Genomic DNA, 18,244 nt, shown 5'->3' with positions numbered 1-18,244 from the left:
GGAGACACACGATGCAACGACGCTTCATGCTGAAATTCGCGGCGGCCCTCGGCGCGGCCGCGCTGTTCGCGGGCGCGCACGCTCAGGCCGAAACCATCAAGGTGGGGGTGACGGGCGGGCCGCACGCGCAGATCATGGAAGCGGTGAAGAAGGTCGCGGCGAAGAGCGGCCTCGACATCCGCATCGTCGAATTCTCCGATTACGTGCAGCCCAACGCCGCGCTCGCGTCGGGCGACCTCGATGCGAACAGCTACCAGCACGATCCGTATCTGCAGGCGCAGGTGAAGGATCGCGGCTACAAGCTGATCAAGATCGCGGATACCGTCACGTTCCCGATGGGCGTCTATTCGAAGCGCGTGAAATCGCTGGCCGAACTGAAGCCGGGCGCGCGCATCGCGGTCCCGAACGATCCGACCAACGGCGGCCGTGCGCTGCTGTTGCTGCAAAAGCAGGGCCTGCTGAAGCTGCGCGCGGACGCGGGGCTGAAGGCGACGCCGCTCGATATCGTCGACAATCCGCGCAAGCTGAAGATCGTCGAACTCGATGCGGCGCAGATTCCGCGCTCGCTCGGCGACGTCGACGCGGCCGCGATCAACACCAACTACGCGATGGAAGCAGGGTTGAAACCGAAACAGGACGCGATCGCGATCGAAGGGCCGAATGGCCCGTACGCGAATATCCTGGCGATCCGCGAGGCGGACCGGAACAAGCCGTGGGTCGCGAAACTGGTCGCAGCCTATCATTCGGCCGATGTGAAGCAGTTCATCGAAGGCAAGTTCGGCGGAGCGGTCATTGCCGCCTGGTGACGGGCGGAGCAAGGGCGCCCGGCGAGATTAGAGTCGATGATCGAAAACCCGGGCTTTGCGTCCGGGTTTTTTCTCTTTTAAAATAGAACGACCGTTCGCTATCATTGGCGCGTCGCCAAGAAGCGGTATCCTCGACAACCACGAAGGTTGGGTCCGCTTGGCCGCGCAGTCATGAGGCCTCGCTATAGAATGGCCTCTGGTCGTATTCGTAACTTTGGAGCGTGTGCATGAAAATCCTGGTGCCAGTGAAAAGAGTGGTCGATTACAACGTGAAGGTCCGCGTGAAGTCGGACAACACGGGTGTCGACATCGCGAACGTGAAGATGTCGATGAACCCGTTCGACGAAATCGCGGTTGAAGAAGCCGTGCGCCTGAAGGAAGCGGGCGTGGCGACCGAAGTGATCGCCGTATCGGTGGGCGTCGCGCAAGCGCAGGAAACGCTGCGTACGGCGCTGGCGATCGGCGCGGATCGCGCGATCCTCGTCGAGTCGACCGATGGCGTCGAGCCGCTGGGCGTCGCAAAGATCCTGAAGGCGCTGGTCGACAAGGAGCAGCCGCAACTGGTGATCCTCGGCAAGCAGGCGATCGACGACGATTCGAACCAGACGGGCCAGATGCTGGCTGCGCTGGCAGGCCTGCCGCAAGCGACGTTCGCGTCGAAGGTGACGGTGGCCGACGGCCGTGCAACGGTCGCACGCGAAGTCGACGGCGGCGCGGAAACGCTGTCGCTGACGCTGCCGGCGGTGATCACCACCGACCTGCGCCTGAACGAGCCGCGCTACGTGACGCTGCCGAACATCATGAAGGCGAAGAAGAAGCCGCTGGAAACCGTGAAGCCGGAAGACCTGGGCGTGGACGTTGCGCCGCGTCTGAAGACGCTGAAGGTGGTCGAGCCGCCGAAGCGCGCAGCCGGCGTGAAGGTGCCGGACGTGAAGACGCTGGTCGAGAAGCTGAAGACCGAAGCCAAGGTGCTGTAAGAGGGAGCGGAAAGAAATGACGATTCTGGTGATTGCAGAACACGACAACGCGTCGATCAAGGCCGCGACGCTGAACACGGTGGCGGCGGCAGCGAAGATCGGTGGTGACATTCACGTGCTGGTCGCGGGCCACAACGCACAAGCGGCAGCCGACGCAGCAGCGAAGATCGCAGGCGTATCGAAGGTCCTCCTGGCCGACGCGCCGCAACTCGAAGTGGGGCTCGCGGAAAACGTCGAAGCGACCGCGCTGAACATCGCGAAGGATTACTCGCACATCCTCGCGCCGGCGACGGCCTACGGCAAGAACATCGCGCCGCGTATCGCCGCGAAGCTGGACGTCGCGCAGATCTCGGACATCACGGCGGTGGTGTCTGCCGACACGTTCGAGCGCCCGATCTACGCGGGCAACGCGATCGCGACGGTGCAGTCGAGCGATCCGATCAAGGTGATCACGGTGCGCGCGACCGGTTTCGATCCGGTGGCAGCGGAAGGCGGCAGCGCATCGGTCGAGAAGATCGAAGCGGCAGCCGACGCCGGCAAGTCGCAATTCGTGAGCCGTGAAGTAACGAAGCTGGACCGGCCGGAACTGACGAGCGCGAAGATCATCGTGTCGGGCGGCCGCGGTCTGGGCAGCGGCGAAAACTACACGAAGGTGCTGGAGCCGCTGGCGGACAAGCTGTCGGCAGCACTGGGCGCATCGCGCGCGGCAGTCGACGCAGGCTACGTGCCGAACGACTACCAGGTCGGCCAGACCGGCAAGATCGTCGCACCGCAGCTGTACATCGCGGTCGGCATCTCGGGTGCGATCCAGCACTTGGCCGGCATGAAGGATTCGAAGGTGATCGTCGCGATCAACAAGGATCCGGAAGCGCCGATCTTTGGCGTGGCCGACTACGGTCTCGTCGGCGATCTGTTCGCGCTCGTGCCGGAGCTAGGCGAAGCATTGCAGTGATCGGCGAGTCCTGCTCCCTGTTCGTCCCTTTTACAGAAGATTGCCATGTCATCCGAAGTTGCGTTCTCCGCCCAGTCATATCTTTTTGTTCCGGGCAATCGGCCGGAACGTTTCGCGAGCGCGCTTGCGAGTGGCGCCGACGCGGTCATCATCGATCTGGAGGATGCGGTGGAGCCCGCAGCCAAGGTGAGCGCTCGGGAAACCGTGAGGGCATGGGTGTCCCGCCACCAGCCGGTTCTGGTGAGAATCAACGGACGTGGTACACCCTGGTTCGAGCAGGATGCAAAACTCGTTGCGCTTGAAGGTATCGCGGGTGTCGTCATTCCCAAAACGGAGAGCCTCGACGATATCGTCGAAGTCGTATCGAACGCGAAACGCAAGATCCCGGTTTTTCCTCTCATTGAAACGGCACGCGGGATGTGGTCGGCGATGGACATCGCCAAGGCGCCTTATGTGAAGCGCTTGATGTTCGGCACGCTCGACTTCATCGCGGAGATGGGAACCGACGACGATTGCGAGGCATTGAATCCGTACCGGACCCAGCTAGCCCTTGTTTCGCGTGTCGCCGGGATCGAGCAGCCGGTGGACGGTGTCACGCCGGATATCCACGATACGGAGCGGCTCGTGGCGGATACGCGGAACGGCAAGCGTCATGGTTTCGGGGCGAAGCTCTGTATCCATCCCAAGCAGATCGCGGCGGTACACGAGTGTTATAGCCCGAGCGCTCGCGACGTGGAATGGGCGATTCGCGTGGTCGATGCGGTGTCTCGCGCGGACGGTGCCGCCACGACGGTCGATGGAAAGATGGTCGACCGCCCGGTTTTGTTGCGTGCGCAGAAGGTTCTCGCATTTGCGTCGCACCGCGGGATGACGGTGGCTGCCTGAACCGGCTCCCGGCGAGCCGCGTTCAGTTCGAACGATTGAACCGGGATAGACCATCCAGCGCGTTGCATCCCAACCTGCTTGAAACCTGAAACACGGACGGAACACCGCATTACCCGCATACGTGCCGGTGAACGCGAACCTGCGCACGTCCGCGGGGCCGGAGGGTCGTTTCAGCCCGGCGGCCGTGTACGCGTTCGAGAAGAACGACGTCGGCGGCGATCGCCTGGTGATCAACGCGCAGAACTGCGTGCACTGCAAGACCCGCGACATCAAGGACCCGACGCAGAACATCGTGTGGGTCACGCCTGGAGGTGGCGGCGGGCCGAACTACCCGAATATGCGATGTGGAAGAGAAAACCCCTCATTACGACAGACGAGGGGTTTGCGAACGATCGGAATCCCGAGACTGCGCGAAGCACATTGATGATCGTGCCGTCGCGATCGTGCCGCAACGCGACGCCCCGACCTTCCCGATACTCGGCGACGCGCGCGTGGCGCCGGCTTCCGGCCGCTACTGCCGCTCGTCGAGGTGCGTCGCTTCGCCCGCGCGTCGGAGACACATCGAGCAAATCAGGAGCACGACACTCATGGCGCTCACGTACCAGAAGAACGTGGACTCGATGCCACGGGATTTCAACCACAGCGCGACATACTCCGCTGTTCCGCCGAACGCGGCGTTGGCGATGGCATAGGGCAGGCCCACGCCCATCGCGCGAACACCTGCCGGGAACAATTCTGCCTTGAGCAGCCCGCTGATGGAGGTGTACAGGCTCATGCCGAGCAGGCTCACCAGGACCAGCCCGAACGCCTTCCACGGATCCGCATTCGTGCCGATGACGGTCATCAGCGGAACAGTCGCACCGATGAAGAACAGGCTGAATGCAATCATCTGCGGACGGCGGCCAATGCGGTCGGACAACATGCCGAACAGCGGCTGCACGCACATGAAGATGAAGAGTGCGCCGGTCATGACGCTGCTGGCCGTCTTCGGGTTCATGTGGGCCGTGTTGACCATGTATTTCTGCATGTACGAGGTGGTCGTGTAAAACAGGAGCGAGCCGCCCCCTGTAAAACCCAGCACCATCAGCAGCTCCCTGGGATGCTGCAGCATGCCTCGAATCGTGCCGGCCAGCGGATGGGCGCGATGCGCACTGGAGCTGGATTCGTGCATCGCGCGCCGCACGACCATCGCGATGACCGCGCCAACGGCGCCGATTGCGAACGGAACCCGCCAGCCCCAGTGGCGGAGTTCCTCCGTTGTCAGCAGCGACTGAAGAATCGCGACGACGAGCACCGCGAGCAACTGACCTGCAATGATCGTCGCGTAGTGGAACGAGCCATAGAACCCCCGGCGCCCGGGCGTGGCGACTTCGCTCAGATAGGTCGCGCTGGTGCCGTATTCTCCGCCGACGGACAGGCCTTGAAGCAGACGTGCGAGCAACAGCAGCAGGGATGACCACGAACCGATCTGCGCATAGGTCGGCAACACGGCGATCATGAGCGAACCGAAGCACATCATGAGCACCGAGATGACCATCGATTTCCTCCGCCCCCGCCGGTCTGCGATCCGGCCAAAGAGCCAGCCGCCCACGGGACGCATCAGGAACCCGGCTGCGAAGATGCCGGCGGTATTGAGCAACTGCGATGTCGGATCGCCGGCGGGAAAGAATGCCGGCGCGAAATATAGCGCCGTGAACGCATAGGCGAAGAAGTCGAACCACTCGACCACATTGCCTGAGCAAGCCACGAGGATGGCTTTCAAGGCAGGCTTGCGAGCGGAAATCGCGTCAGAGGGGCGTGGATTGGCCGAATCGGCCACGGTCGTGACAGGCATGCGTTGTCTCCAATGTCGATCAGAGTCAGCGCTTGAGCGCATACTCTGATCCCATGTTTTGCGGTCGATCGGAGTCAGCGCGTTAGCGCCGGCCCCGATCCCATGTGCAGCTCTTGAATGGAATGCCGTGCTCCCGATGAAGGGCGCGGCTTTTTTGTTGTAGTGGCAAGAGACGCGCCGATCGGCGCGGGGGTGTTGGTTCAGACCGCGCCGGTTTCGTGCAGCGCGCCAATCTGGTTGTCGTCGTAGCCAAGCTCACGCAGGACGGCATGGGTATGCTGGCCAAGCGCGGGCACGGGACCCATGCGCGGCTCGTCCGCGAGGTCGATGCCCGGCGGACAGAGGGCGGGAATGTCTCCCGCCGGCGTACCGACCGTGGTCCATCGGTTTCGTGCGATGAGCTGGGTATGCTCCCAGACCGCCTGCATGTCGTTCATGCGCGCGTTCGCGATACCGGCTTGCTCAAGCCGGTCGATCACGTCGGCGGCCGTCAGGGACGAGAACGCACGAACGATAACGGAAAGGAGTGCTTCGCGATTTTCTACACGACGGCTGTTCGAGATGAATCGCTCGTCTGTCGTCACTTCCGGCTGCTGAAGCACGGTCTCGCAGAAGCTTTTCCATTCACGCTCGTTCTGCAGGCCGAGCATCACGGTCTTGCCGTCGCCGGCCTTGAACGGGCCGTAAGGGAAGATCGTCGCGTGCGACGCGCCGGTCTGGCGGGGGGCGGTCTGGCCGTCGATCGCGTAGTAGAGCGGATAGCTCATCCACTCGACCATGCTTTCGAGCATCGACACGTCGATGTGGCGGCCTTTGCCGGTCCGCCCGCGTTCGATGAGTGCCGCGAGGATGTTCGTATAGCCGTACATGCCGGCGGCGATGTCGGCGATCGAGCAGCCGGCTTTCGCCGGTTCGCCGTCGGAGCCGGTGATGCTCAGGAAACCCGACTCGCTCTGAATCAGCAGGTCATACGCCTTCTTGTCGCGGAACGGACCGTCGAGCCCGTAACCCGAGATGTCGCAGACGATCAGCTTCGGATATCGATCGCGAAGCGTGTCGTAGTCGAGCCCCAGCCGCTGCGTTGCGCCGGGCGCGAGATTCTGCACGAACACGTCGGCATCAGCGAGCAGCCGGTGCACGACCTCGATCGCCGCGGGCTGCTTCACGTCGAGCGTGATGCTTTCCTTCGAGCGATTGGTCCACACGAAGTGCGATGCGAGCCCCGACACGCGCTCGTCGTAATTGCGCGCGAAATCGCCTACGCCGGGCCGCTCGACCTTGATGATGCGCGCGCCGAGATCCGCAAGCTGGCGCGTGCAGAACGGTGCCGCGATCGCGTGTTCGAACGTGACGACCTTGATGCCTTCCAGTGGGCGCATGACCGACGCTCCTCGTCAGAACGAACGCGGCAGGCCGAGGATATGCTCGGCGACGTACGACAGGATCAGGTTCGTCGAGATCGGGGCGACCTGATACAGGCGCGTCTCGCGGAACTTGCGCTCGACGTCGTATTCGCTCGCGAAGCCGAAACCGCCGTGGAATTGCAGGCATGCGTTCGCTGCTTCCCATGACGCATCCGCCGCGAGCAGCTTCGCCATGTTCGCCTGCGCGCCGCACGGCTGGTGCGCATCGAATCGCCGCGCAGCGTCGAAACGCATCAGGCTGGCCGCTTCGACGTTGATGTAGGAGCGGGCGATCGGGAACTGCACGCCCTGGTTCTGGCCGATCGGCCGGCCGAACACGACGCGATCCTTCACATACTGCGAGACCTTGTCGACAAACCAGTAACCGTCGCCGATACACTCGGCCGCGATCAGCGTGCGCTCTGCGTTCAGGCCGTCGAGGATGTACTTGAAGCCCTGGCCTTCCTCGCCGATCAGGTTCTCCGCGGGAATCTCGAGGTTGTCGAAGAACAGCTCGTTCGTCTCGTGGTTGACCATGTTCGGAATCGGGCGGACCGTCATCCCGTTGTCGATCGCGTGATGGAGATCGACGAGGAAGATCGACATGCCTTCGGATTTCTTCTTCACGTCGGACAGCGGTGTCGTGCGCGCGAGCAGGATCATCAGGTCGGAATGCTGGATACGCGAGATCCATACCTTCTGGCCGTTGATCACGTAACGGTCGCCCTTGCGCACCGCGGTCGTCTTGATCTTCGTCGTGTCGGTGCCGGTCGTCGGCTCGGTGACGCCCATCGACTGCAGGCGCAGCGCGCCGCTCGCGATCTTCGGCAGATAGTGCTGCTTCTGCTCGGCGGAGCCGTGGCGCAGCAGCGTGCCCATGTTGTACATCTGGCCGTGGCAGGCCCCCGAGTTGCCGCCTGCGCGATTGATCTCCTCCATGATGATCGACGCCTCGGTGAGCCCGAGGCCCGAGCCGCCATATTCCTGCGGAATCAGTGCGGCAAGCCAGCCGGCTTTCGTCAGCGCGTCGACGAACGCTTCCGGATAGCCGCGTTCTTCATCGACCTTGCGGAAATATTCGGCGGAGAACTGGCTGCAGAGATCGCGAACGGCTTCGTGAATGTCCTGATACGCGTCGGCATGGGTCATGGCGTGTCTCTTGGTCAATACGGGGGAGTCAGGCAAGGGTCGCGCGGGCGGACATCGTCAGCCAGCCGTCGTGGTCCTTTGCCCACAGGTCGATCGTTTTTCCGTCATCGGCGACGCGTCCGCACACGCTGAACGTGTTGCCGAGGAACGTCGGCCGCACCGCGCGGTACGCATATTCGCGAACGGTGGCGCCCGGGAGCGAGCGCGGGACGAGGTCCAGCAACAGGGTCGAGATCAGCGGTCCGTGCACGACGAGGTCCGGGTAACCTTCGATTTCTCGTGCGTAAGTGCGGTCGTAATGGATCCGGTGGCCGTTGAACGTCAATGCCGAATAGCGGAAGAGCTGGACTTCGTCCGGTGTGACGTCGCGCTGCCACTGCGCGCCGTCCGGCGCGGCCTTCGGTGCGGGAGCAGCCGCACCGGGTTCTACCGCGCCGCGATAGACGATGTCGTGTTCTTCGCGGATCGCGACGGTGCCGCCGCTTTCGATCAGGTGCTCGACCGTCACGAACCCGAGCGGACCGCTGCGTCCCGCCTTGTGTTCGACCGACAGCACACGCGACGTGCGCACGGCAGCTTCGCCGATCGGCAGCGGGTGCTCGAATACGACACGTCCGCCCGCCCACATGCGGCGCGGCAAGCCGAGATCGGGGAGAAAGCCGCCCTTGAGCGGATGTCCGTCCTGGCCGAGTTCGGACTGCCGAGCAACCGACCAGAAGTAGAGCCAGTGCCAGAGCGGCGGCAGCGCGTCGCCGGCTACGGGGTGACGATCAAGATCGAGTGTGGCGGCGAAGGCCGTGGCGCGATCGTGAGAGATCACATCCGTGGCAACCTGGGTACCGTCATGGCCGACGCCGGACTGCATTGCGTTCAATGTCGTCTCCATCGCCGAGTGAACCGGCTGTTCGAAGTAGGATGACGACGACTGTATTGGAAGCGCCTGCTCGGCGGAAATACCGTTTGAATGTACCGGTCATAGGGGTATCCTATGACCAGTCGAACCGATTCGAACCCTCATGGACATCCGCCAGCTTCGTTACTTTGTCAGCATCGTCGAATACGGCAGCCTCGGGAAAGCGGCGGAAAAGCTCTACGTCGCGCAGCCGTCGCTCAGCCAGCAGATTGCAAAACTCGAAGACGATCTTGGCGTCGCGCTGCTGGTTCGCAGCCCTCAGGGCGTCAAGCCGACGGCCGCGGGGCAGGCACTTTACCGGCACGCGCATCTTGTGCTCAGACAAATGGAGCAGTTGCGCCAGGAAGTGAAGGAGGGGGCGGGCAGCGAGTCGGGCACGGTCGCGGTCGGTTTCCCGACGACGATGACCTCGATTCTGGCGGTACCGGTGTTCGAACGCGTGCGTGCCCGGTATCCCGGCATTCGGCTGCAGTACGTCGAGAGCATGAGCGGCTTCATCAACGAATTGCTGGCGAACGGGCGGCTCGATCTCGCGATCCTGTTTCGGGAGTCGAACACGACCGGGATTACCGCCATGCCGCTCTTCGACGAAACGCTGTGCCTGCTCGGCGAGCCGGGTGGCGCCATAGCGGCGCGTTCGCGCACCTGCAGTCTCGCTGCGCTTGCCGGCGTGCCGCTCGTCGCGCCAGGCGTGCCCAATGGTCTGCGCCTGTTGCTCGAGCGCACCTTCGCCCGCGAGGAAGTCCCGCTCAACATCATCGCGGATATCGATTCGCTGCCCACCTTGGTGTCGCTCGCGCAGTCGGGCGCCGCATGCACGATTCTGCCTGCGTCGACGGTTGCGCTGCGTGAGCCGTCGGGGCGCCCGAAGATGCGCCGTATCGTCGATCCGGAGATCCGGCGTCCCGCAAGCTTGTGCTGGTCGAATACGTCGCCGGTGAATTCGGCCGCACTCGCGGTGCGCCAGACGATCGTCGAACTGGTGCAGGAACTGGCCGCCAGCGGTGCGTGGACCGGCATTACGTTGCGCGCGGCCGACGCATCGCCGGCGTGACGCGTGCCCGGCCGGGTCAGTCGGCAAGCCAGCGTGCGGCCGGCCAGTCGCCGCGCTCGACGGCGCGCTTCATTTCGAGCACCAGAATCGACGCGACCGCGCGCACGGCCGTCGTGATCCGGCGCGTATTCGGCAGCGCAAGCACGATCGTTCGTTGCAGTGCCTGATCGGTGAGCGGTGCCGCACGAAGCTGCTTGCGCGCGACATCTTCGGTGACGGCGATGCTCGGCAGGATCGTGAAGCCATGCCCACCCGCAACCAGGCTTTTCTGTACGCTCATTGCATTCGTTTCGACGACCACGTTGAGCTTCATCCCGCTACCGGGGCACGCCTGTTCCAGCAGGTTGCGTATGCCATGCGGCGCACTCGGCAGGATCATCGGCCACGATGTGAGGTCGGCAAGCGCGACAGGGCGTTTGGCTGACAGCCGCGACGATGGCGGTCCGACGACGCACAGACTCTCGCTGAGCAACGGTTGAACCTGAACGGTCGGCGTGGCCTTCGGGTTGTAAAGCAGTGCCGCGTCGACTTCGCCCGATTCGAGCCAGTCGCGCATATGCCCGGCATAGCCCACGGAAATCCGAAGGTTCACGGCCGGGTAGCGTTCCCTGACTTCACTCAGGAGTGGTCCGGCGAGCAGATCCGACGTGCTCGGCAACAACCCGATCGTCACGATGCCGGAAATCCTGGCGTCGGACGGCTGGATTTCGGCGCGCGCACGATCGAGTTCGAGCAGCGCACGCCTGGCGTGCTCGGCGAGGATCTCGCCCGACTCCGTCAGTTCCATGCCATATCTGCCTCGCTCGAAGAGCGAAGTCCCCACGTCTTCCTCGAGCAGCTTCAGTTGCCGGGAGACGGCAGGTTGAACGATGTGCAGCACGTCGGCCGCACGGGTGACGCTGCCCGTTTCAGCGACGGCCAGCAGCGCACGCAGTTGCTTGATGTCCATGCCGATTCGTGATCCTTCAATCAGAAAACTCTATTTCTTGATGGGTGTAATCGCATTTTATTATGCCTGAAACCACTTCATGAAGGAGCACGTCACATGAGCACTGCAGCGGGACAAACGCCAGTCTGGCAGGAGTCCATATTTTCCGTCCTGAAGGCCGGTGGTACCCGGCAGATTGCCTACGTCCCGGATGCAGGACATACGCAGGTGATTCGCCGGGCGATTGCGGACGACGAGATCGAGGCGATCGCCCTGACGACCGAGGAAGAAGGCGTCGCACTGACGAGCGGTGCGTGGCTCGGCGGGCAGCGTGCGGTGTTGCTGATGCAGAGCAGCGGTGTCGGCAACTGCGTGAACATGTTTTCGCTGCTGCGCAGCTGCAACTTGCCGTTCTTCACGCTCGTGACGATGCGCGGCGAGTATGCGGAGTTCAACCCGTGGCAAGGGCCGATGGGAAAGACGACCCAGGCTGCGCTCGAGCTGATGGGGATCACGGTGTTGCGCGCCGATCGTCCCGAGGATGTCGAGGAAATCGTCAGTGCGGGCTTCGACGCTGCGTTCGAAGCGGGCGAGCAAGTCGCGGTCCTGTTGTCGCAAAGCCTCATCGGTCGCAAGAAATGGGAGAGAAAGTAATGAGCGGGCAGAACGCGAAGACGATCGAGCGGCGCGCATTCGTCGCGAACCTGCTGGCCGGTGTGCCGGACGCACTGGTCGTGACGGGCCTCGGATCGGCGTCGTATGACGTATTCGCCGCCGGCGATCGTGTCGGCAACTTCTATTTGTGGGGCGCGATGGGCGGCGCTGCCGCGCTGGGCCTCGGCCTCGCGCTCGCGCAACCGGAAAGGCAGGTCGTCGTCGTCACCGGCGACGGCGAACAGCTGATGGGAATCGGCGTGCTCGGTACGATCGGCGCGAAGCAACCGAAGAACCTCACGATCGTCGTACTCGACAACGGGCACTACGGCGAAACCGGCATGCAGCAAAGCCATTCGAGCCTCGGCACGGATCTCGTCGCGGTCGCGAAAGGTTTCGGGCTGGCCGACTCGTTCGCGATTCACGACGAGCGTGAAGTTACCCACATCGTCGAGCGTGTGAAGGTGGGCAGTGGCCCGGTGTTCGCGCAGGTGCATATCCGTGCGGACGAGCCGCCGCGCGCGCTTCCGCCCCGGGACGGCGTATATATCAAGAACCGCTTCCGCGAAGGTCTCGGTTTCGCGCCGTTCTGACGCACGTCCGCTGCGCGTGCCGGAGGCGCAGGCATCCGGCGCACGCTTTTTTGTTCCGTGGGCTGTTGCACGGCGCGATCGTGCGCGTGCACGGAACGCAATCATCGACACCAGCGAGCCGGTCATGCAACGCTATTTTCATTTTGTCGACGGCGAGCGGCGCGAGCCCGCAAGCGGTCAGTGGTTCAACAGCGACAATCCGTTCACCGGCCAGCCGTGGGCCGAAATCGCACGCGGCAACGAAGCCGACGCCGATCTCGCGGTGCGGGCCGCGCATCGTGCGTTCGTTTCCGGCGAGTGGCGAGGGTTGTCCGCCAGCGCGCGTGGGCAGTTGCTCTGTCGGCTCGCCGATCGCCTGGCCGGCGACGCGGCCCGTCTTGCCGAAGTCGAGGTGCGCGACAATGGCAAGCTGTATGCGGAGATGCACGCGCAGCTCCACTATTTGCCGCAGTGGTACCGCTACTACGGCGGGCTTGCGGACAAGATCCAGGGCGACGTCATACCGCTCGACAAGCAGGGCTACTTCAATTTCACGCGGCGCGAACCGCTCGGTGTCGTCGCGATCATCACGCCGTGGAACTCGCCGTTGATGCTGCTGGCATGGAAGCTTGCGCCCGCGCTCGCAGCCGGGTGCACGGCGGTCATCAAGCCGTCGGAATTCACGTCGGCCTCGACGCTCGAATTCGTCGAACTGCTGCACGAGGTCGGATTCCCGCGTGGTGTCGTGAACGTCGTGACCGGCTTCGGGAACGAAGTCGGCAGCGCACTCGTATCGCACCCGCTCGTGCGCAAGGTCACGTTTACCGGCGCGGATTCGACCGGCCGCCGGATCAACGAGCAGGCCGCTCGCGATTTCAAGCACGTGAGCCTCGAGCTCGGCGGAAAGTCGCCGAACATCGTATTCGACGATGCGAATCTCGACGACGCGGTCAATGGCGCGGTATCCGGCATTTTCGCGGCGACGGGGCAGACCTGTATCGCCGGATCGCGGCTGCTCGTGCAGTCGACGGTGCATGACGAGGTGGTCGAGCGCGTGGTCGCGCTCGCGCGTACCGCGCGCATGGGCAATCCGATGGATGCCGGCACGCAGGTCGGGCCGATCACGACGCGCCCGCAATACGACAAGGTGCTCCACTATATCGACGTTGCACGGAATGAAGGCGCCACGCTTGCGCTCGGCGGGCAGGCCGCGACACGCGCCGAGTGCGGCGACGGCTGGTTCGTCGAGCCGACGATCTTCACCGGCGTCAGCAACGATATGCGGATCGCACAGGAAGAGGTATTCGGTCCCGTGCTCGCGGTGATCCGCTTCGATACGGAGGACGAAGCAGTCGAGATGGCAAACGATGTGCGTTTCGGCCTCGGCGCCGGCGTATGGACGCGCGATATCGGCCGCGCATTCCGGATGTCGGAGCGCATCGAATCGGGCACGGTCTGGGTGAATACCTATCGCGCGGTCAGCTACATGTCCCCGTTCGGCGGGTACAAGGATTCCGGGTTGGGCCGCGAGAACGGCATCGACGCCGTGAGCGAATACCTGCAGACGAAAAGCGTGTGGATCAACACGGGCGCGTCGACCGGCAATCCGTTCGTGCTGCGCTAGTCAACCGAGGTGGGCGTGCTTTCTTGCGCGCCCACCGAGTCGCATGTCCCCGGGTGCCGCCAGTATGCGGTCCGAACTCGAGCCACGTCCTGGTCGCGCCATTTCATGGTCACGGGGTACATGGAGACGGTCGATCGCCCGCTGCAACGTTCATCGCGATCGACTCATCCGCGCTTTCAGCCACGCCACCGCTTCGTCGACCATCGGGTGATGGCGGCGCGTGTTCCAGAGCAGTGCCGCAGTGACAACCTTCACTTTCTCTTTCAACGGGCGGACGACGACGTTCTCTGGCGCCAGCTTCCGCATCGATGCGGGGACGAGCGCAACCCCCTGGCCACACCCGACATAGGCGATCTGCGACGTGACCGAACGCACTTCGTGGATGACCCGCGGCGTCAGCCCGTGCGAGCGGCAAACGGAGGTCAACATGTCGAAGTAGACCGGACTGACCTGACGAGAGGACATCACCAGCTGTTCCTCTGCGAGCGCGCGCAGTCGGACGCCCGGCAAAGCCGCCAGCGGATGATCGGCCGGCAGCGCCACGGCCAGCAGGTCTTCTGCCAATGGCATCGTAGCGATTCCGTTACCTACCGCCCCGTCGACCCGAACGAATGCCAGGTCCAGTTCCCCCGCTTCGAGTGCGGGGATGGCGTCGGCGCTGTCGATTTCCTTGACGAATACAGTCAGGTTCGGGTGCGTCTGTTTGAGTGCGTCCAGCAATGGCGGCACCGTTTCGAGCATCGCGGAGGTGATCGCGCCGACATGGAGTACGCCGGACTGGCCCGCGGCGACTTCCCGAACGACGCGTTCCAGTCGTTCGACCTGGCCGACGAACTGCTGCACGGCGGGCAGGATGGCCGCGCCTGCGGGGCTGAGGTGCGTGCCTTGACGGGATCGATAAAAGAGCTGGAGCTTCAACGAATGCTCGAGCACCTTGATCTGCTCGGTCAACGGCGGCTGTGACATGTTCAGGCGCTTTGCCGCTCGCCCGAAGTGCTGTTCCTCCGCGACCGCCAGGAACATCCACAGCTGCCTGATCAGCCTGAAATCGATCGTACTGCTCATGCAAGTTTGCCTCCGTCCGAAATGCTCGGCGATCTACCCGATGCGTTGAAGAGGGCATTTTCCCCTCAACTGGCCCCGCAACCTCTTTTTTCGCTGTTCCGAAAATAGTATCAGCGAGCTACGAAATAGGAAATTTACATATCAATGCGGCGACGCGACGATAGCGGCACCTGTCAACGGAACCCAACGCGATGACCCCGACATCCCTCCTCGACCGCCTCGCCGCGCTCGACACCAACACCGTTTCCGATGCGCTCGATTTTTTCGATCTGCCGGGTGCGACCTACGGGCTGCGCCCGCTGTGGGATTGCCCGAAGATCGTGGGCCGTGCGAGCACGGTTCAGCTCGGTCCGAAGACCGACGCCAGGCCCACCGTGCATCTGATCTCGCCCGTCATCGACGCGGTGACCACGAACGACCGCGTGCTGGTGATCGCCGGCGGTGCCGACGGCATCTCGTGCTGGGGCGACATCCTGGCCAATGCCGCCACGGCAAAGCAGATCCGCGGGTCGGTCATCGAAGGCCTGAGCCGCGACATCGACGGCAGCGAGTCGATCGGCTACCCGGTCTACGGCCGCGGCGTGACGATGATCAGCGCGCGCAATCGCGTCATCCAGATCGACTCGGGCAAGCCGGTCCGGATCGCGGGCGTCACCGTGCACGAGGGCGACTACGTCATTGCCGATCGCTGCGGCACGGTGTTTGTTCAGGCCGCGCGCATCGAGGCGGTGCTGGATCTCGGCGAGCGCATCGCGCGTCGCCAGGACGCGATGGTGGCCGCCGTGCGTGCCGGCCGCTCCGTTGCCGAGGTCATGCACGACAAGGAATTCGAGGCCATCGCGGCCCGCTAACCCGACATCATTGCTGGAGTTTCCCCGTATGACGAATCCGAACAGGGCAAGCGCCGAAGACCGGGAACTGGTCGCGTCGTTCGCCGGGCTGGACACCCCGGGTGTCTCCGACGCCATGGATAAGCTGGGCCTGCACGGGCAGTCGCTGGGCATCATGCCGCTGGCGAACTACACGAAGGTCGTCGTGGGGCCGGCATTCACGGTCAAGTACGTGCCGGCCGGCAATCCGCCAGGCACCGTTGGCGACTTCATCGATGACGTTGCTGAAGGCGACGTGGTCGTGATCGACAACGACGGCCGCACCGATTGCACGGTCTGGGGCGACATCATGACCCAGTATGCGGGGCTGCGCGGGATCGCCGGCACGGTGATCGACGGTGTCTGCCGGGACGTGAACAAGGCGCTCGGCGACAACTATCCGCTGTTCACGGCGGGGCGCTTCATGCGGACCGGCAAGGATCGCGTGCAGGTCGAATCGGTGAACGCCACGGTGGGGATCGGCACCGTCCGCGTTGCTTCGCGCGACATCGTGGTGGCCGATGCGAACGGCGTCGTCGTCGTGCCGCGTGCTCGCGCACGGGAAGTTGCCGAGATCGCCCGCAAGATCGAGGAAGTCGAGTCGCGTATCCGCGAGCAGATCGCGGAAGGCAAGTCGTTGGGCGACGCACGCACCGCACTCGGTTATCACACGCTTCAAACCAAGGGCTGAGCGATGACCAACGTTCCTTTCTGCGACGCGCTTCTGCTGGCGCAAGCCTGCAAGCTGGGTACGTCGACGCTGTACGAAGCGTCCGGTCTCGCGACCAGTTCGGTCGATCCCGCGATCCACACGGTATGGCCGGGTGCGTCGATTGCCGGCCCGGCGTATCCGCTCGAATGTTCGCCGGGCGACAACCTGTCCATCCACATCGCGATGGAGCAGGTGCCCCGCGGCAGCGTGCTCGTCGTATCGACCGGTGGCTTCGTGTCGGGCTACTGGGGCGAAGTGCTGACCGTGGCGGCCGAAGCTGCCGGCATCGTCGGCCTGGTCATCGACGGAGGCGTGCGTGATATCGCGGCCCTGACCGCCCGGCGCTTTCCCGTGTTCACCCGCGGCATCTGCATGCGCGGCACGATCAAGGCCAGCGCGCCGTCGGTCGGACAGCCGATCAGCTTCGCGGGCACGCCGGTGGCGGCCGGGGATCTGGTTGTTGCGGACGATGACGGTGTCCTCGTGATCCCGGCGGCCCACGTCGACGAGACGCTGGCACGGGGGCAGACCCGCGCCGACAAGGAAGCGAAGATGATGGACGCGTTGCGTGAAGGCCGCAGCACGCTGGAGTTGATGGGACTGACGAGCTGGAGGGCAGCGCAATGACCGCAGCGGCAGAAAGTCTGAATCGCTTCCTTGCTGCGGCCCGCCCGTCGGCAACCTATAAGGTGATGGATCGCGTGGCCGCACGGCGCGCCAGCGGTGCGGCGGTGATCTCGCTGAGTGCCGGCGAGCCGGATTTCGATACGCCGGAGCACGTTCGCGAAGCGGGCATCGCAGCGATCCGGGCGGGCCATACGCGTTATACGCAAGTCGCAGGCTTGCGTGCGCTGCGTGAGGCGATCGCCGCGAAGTTCCAGCGCGAGAACGGCCTGGACGTCGACTGGCGCGACACGCTCGTGTGCAGCGGCGGCAAGCAGGTGATCTTCAATGCATTGGCGGCCACGCTCAACGAGGGCGACGAGGTGGTCGTGCCGGCACCGTATTGGGTCAGCTACCCCGAAATCGTGCAACTCTGCGGCGCGAAATCGGTAATCGTCCCATGCGGGGCAGAAAGTGGCTTCAAGCTGACGGCGGATGGGTTGCAATCGGCGATCACGCCGCGCACGCGCTGGCTGATTCTGAATTCGCCATCGAACCCGACCGGCGCGGTCTACAGCCGTGCGGAACTGCAGGCGCTGGCCGAGGTGTTGCTTGCGCACCCGCAGGTGCTGGTGCTGTCCGACGACATCTACGAGCATCTGCTTTTCGACGGCATCGAATTCTTTACGCTCGCCCAGGTCGAGCCGCGGCTGCGCGACCGCGTGCTCACGATGAACGGCGTATCCAAAGCGTATGCGATGACGGGCTGGCGCATCGGCTTCGGTACGGGTCCCGGCTGGTTGATCGACGCGATGGAGAAGTTGCAGGGGCAGCAAACGTCGGGCGCATCGACGATTTCTCAGCATGCGGCACTTGCCGCGTTGACGGGGCCGCAGGATTTCATCCAGCACTCGCGTATTGCATTCCAGCGCCGGCGTGACCTGGTCGTCGATCAACTCAACCAGGCGCCCGGCCTGCACTGTGCGGTACCGCAAGGCGCGTTCTACGTGTTCGCCTCCTGTGACGGCCTGATCGGCAAGACGACGCGTGCGGGCGTCCATCTGGACAGCGACGAGGCGGTGGTTAATGCCTTGCTCGACGAGGCTGGTGTCGCGACCGTGCATGGCAGTGCGTTCGGTCTTGGGCCTTACATTCGCATCGCCTATGCGCTCGACGACGAGTCCCTGGCACGTGCTTGCACGGCCATTCAGGATTTCTGCACGACGCTGGCGGATTGAACGTCG

At 63.9% G+C, this 18,244-nt stretch carries 18 protein-coding genes and 1 pseudogene; 13 read left to right on the top strand and 6 right to left on the bottom strand.

All coding sequences use genetic code 11. The annotated features are described in order from the left end of the window. Positions 1-11: 11 nt before the first annotated feature. The 5 genes and pseudogenes from LGN19_RS31355 to LGN19_RS31335 form a co-directional block, all read left to right on the top strand. Positions 12-806: a MetQ/NlpA family ABC transporter substrate-binding protein gene (locus LGN19_RS31355; RefSeq protein WP_226219116.1), complete on the top strand. Its 795-nt coding sequence runs from the start codon at positions 12-14 to the stop codon at positions 804-806. 227 nt (positions 807-1,033) lie between these two features. After that, on the top strand, positions 1,034-1,783 hold the full coding sequence (locus LGN19_RS31350) for an electron transfer flavoprotein subunit beta/FixA family protein (protein ID WP_226219114.1): 750 nt from the start codon (positions 1,034-1,036) through the stop codon (positions 1,781-1,783). Between the two features lie 16 nt (positions 1,784-1,799). Then, the gene (locus LGN19_RS31345) at positions 1,800-2,735 is read left to right on the top strand and encodes an electron transfer flavoprotein subunit alpha/FixB family protein (protein WP_226219112.1); all 936 of its coding nucleotides are present in this window, start codon (positions 1,800-1,802) and stop codon (positions 2,733-2,735) included. A 45-nt stretch (positions 2,736-2,780) separates the two neighbouring features. After that, a complete protein-coding gene (locus LGN19_RS31340; RefSeq protein ID WP_174959927.1) occupies positions 2,781-3,620 on the top strand; it encodes an HpcH/HpaI aldolase/citrate lyase family protein in 840 nt (279 codons plus the stop codon). Positions 3,621-3,741: 121 nt separating this feature from the next. Beyond that, positions 3,742-3,960: pseudogene (locus tag LGN19_RS31335) on the top strand (4Fe-4S dicluster domain-containing protein); the annotation flags it as partial. Between the two features lie 171 nt (positions 3,961-4,131). On the opposite strand, the gene LGN19_RS31330 reads toward LGN19_RS31335, so the two are convergent. The 4 genes from LGN19_RS31330 to LGN19_RS31315 all read right to left on the bottom strand — a co-directional run bounded on the left by LGN19_RS31330 (position 4,132) and on the right by LGN19_RS31315 (position 8,871). Continuing rightward, the gene (locus LGN19_RS31330; protein ID WP_122950144.1) at positions 4,132-5,454 is read right to left on the bottom strand and encodes an MFS family transporter; all 1,323 of its coding nucleotides are present in this window, start codon (positions 5,452-5,454) and stop codon (positions 4,132-4,134) included. A 200-nt stretch (positions 5,455-5,654) separates the two neighbouring features. Further along, entirely contained in the window at positions 5,655-6,833 is a 1,179-nt protein-coding gene (locus LGN19_RS31325) for a CaiB/BaiF CoA transferase family protein (protein WP_226219110.1), read from the bottom strand. A 15-nt stretch (positions 6,834-6,848) separates the two neighbouring features. Then, positions 6,849-8,006, bottom strand: a complete 1,158-nt coding sequence (locus LGN19_RS31320) for an acyl-CoA dehydrogenase family protein (protein WP_226219108.1) — start codon at positions 8,004-8,006, stop codon at positions 6,849-6,851. Positions 8,007-8,034: 28 nt separating this feature from the next. Further along, positions 8,035-8,871, bottom strand: a complete 837-nt coding sequence (locus tag LGN19_RS31315) for a MaoC family dehydratase N-terminal domain-containing protein (RefSeq protein ID WP_226219161.1) — start codon at positions 8,869-8,871, stop codon at positions 8,035-8,037. Between the two features lie 151 nt (positions 8,872-9,022). On the opposite strand from LGN19_RS31315, the gene LGN19_RS31310 reads away from it, so the two are divergent. Continuing rightward, a complete protein-coding gene (locus tag LGN19_RS31310; protein WP_226219106.1) occupies positions 9,023-9,973 on the top strand; it encodes a LysR substrate-binding domain-containing protein in 951 nt (316 codons plus the stop codon). Positions 9,974-9,989: 16 nt separating this feature from the next. Here the strand turns inward: LGN19_RS31310 and LGN19_RS31305 are convergent, their stop codons facing one another. Next, complete coding sequence (locus LGN19_RS31305) at positions 9,990-10,922, bottom strand: LysR substrate-binding domain-containing protein (RefSeq protein WP_122950140.1); 933 nt, start codon at positions 10,920-10,922, stop codon at positions 9,990-9,992. 96 nt (positions 10,923-11,018) lie between these two features. On the opposite strand from LGN19_RS31305, the gene LGN19_RS31300 reads away from it, so the two are divergent. The 3 genes from LGN19_RS31300 (at position 11,019) to LGN19_RS31290 (ending at position 13,751) form a co-directional block, all read left to right on the top strand. Further along, the gene (locus LGN19_RS31300) at positions 11,019-11,555 is read left to right on the top strand and encodes a phosphonopyruvate decarboxylase (RefSeq protein WP_226219104.1); all 537 of its coding nucleotides are present in this window, start codon (positions 11,019-11,021) and stop codon (positions 11,553-11,555) included. After that, positions 11,555-12,148 carry a thiamine pyrophosphate-dependent enzyme gene (locus LGN19_RS31295; protein WP_226219102.1) on the top strand — a complete coding sequence of 198 codons (594 nt, stop codon included), beginning with the start codon at positions 11,555-11,557 and terminating at the stop codon, positions 12,146-12,148. The genes LGN19_RS31300 and LGN19_RS31295 overlap by 1 nt, the downstream gene beginning before the upstream one ends. A 124-nt stretch (positions 12,149-12,272) precedes the next feature. Next, a complete protein-coding gene (locus LGN19_RS31290) occupies positions 12,273-13,751 on the top strand; it encodes an aldehyde dehydrogenase (RefSeq protein WP_226219100.1) in 1,479 nt (492 codons plus the stop codon). A gap of 150 nt (positions 13,752-13,901) precedes the next feature. Here the strand turns inward: LGN19_RS31290 and LGN19_RS31285 are convergent, their stop codons facing one another. After that, a complete protein-coding gene (locus tag LGN19_RS31285) occupies positions 13,902-14,816 on the bottom strand; it encodes a LysR family transcriptional regulator (protein WP_226219098.1) in 915 nt (304 codons plus the stop codon). A 191-nt stretch (positions 14,817-15,007) separates the two neighbouring features. On the opposite strand from LGN19_RS31285, the gene LGN19_RS31280 reads away from it, so the two are divergent. The 4 genes from LGN19_RS31280 to LGN19_RS31265 are packed head-to-tail and all read left to right on the top strand — an operon-like array spanning position 15,008 to position 18,238. Further along, positions 15,008-15,667 carry an RraA family protein gene (locus LGN19_RS31280; protein ID WP_226219096.1) on the top strand — a complete coding sequence of 220 codons (660 nt, stop codon included), beginning with the start codon at positions 15,008-15,010 and terminating at the stop codon, positions 15,665-15,667. A 28-nt stretch (positions 15,668-15,695) separates the two neighbouring features. Beyond that, positions 15,696-16,376, top strand: coding sequence for an RraA family protein (locus tag LGN19_RS31275; protein ID WP_226219094.1), 681 nt, complete (start codon positions 15,696-15,698; stop codon positions 16,374-16,376). 3 nt (positions 16,377-16,379) lie between these two features. Continuing rightward, positions 16,380-17,024, top strand: coding sequence for an RraA family protein (locus LGN19_RS31270; RefSeq protein ID WP_226219092.1), 645 nt, complete (start codon positions 16,380-16,382; stop codon positions 17,022-17,024). After that, positions 17,021-18,238 (top strand): pyridoxal phosphate-dependent aminotransferase, encoded by a 1,218-nt coding sequence (locus LGN19_RS31265; RefSeq protein ID WP_226219091.1) that lies wholly within the window; start codon positions 17,021-17,023, stop codon positions 18,236-18,238. Before LGN19_RS31270 ends, LGN19_RS31265 begins: the two co-directional genes overlap by 4 nt. Positions 18,239-18,244 lie beyond the last annotated feature (6 nt).

The sequence above is a fragment of the Burkholderia sp. AU30198 genome (assembly GCF_020419825.1).
Taxonomy (GTDB): domain Bacteria; phylum Pseudomonadota; class Gammaproteobacteria; order Burkholderiales; family Burkholderiaceae; genus Burkholderia.
This window is presented reverse-complemented; position numbering and strand designations above follow the sequence as displayed.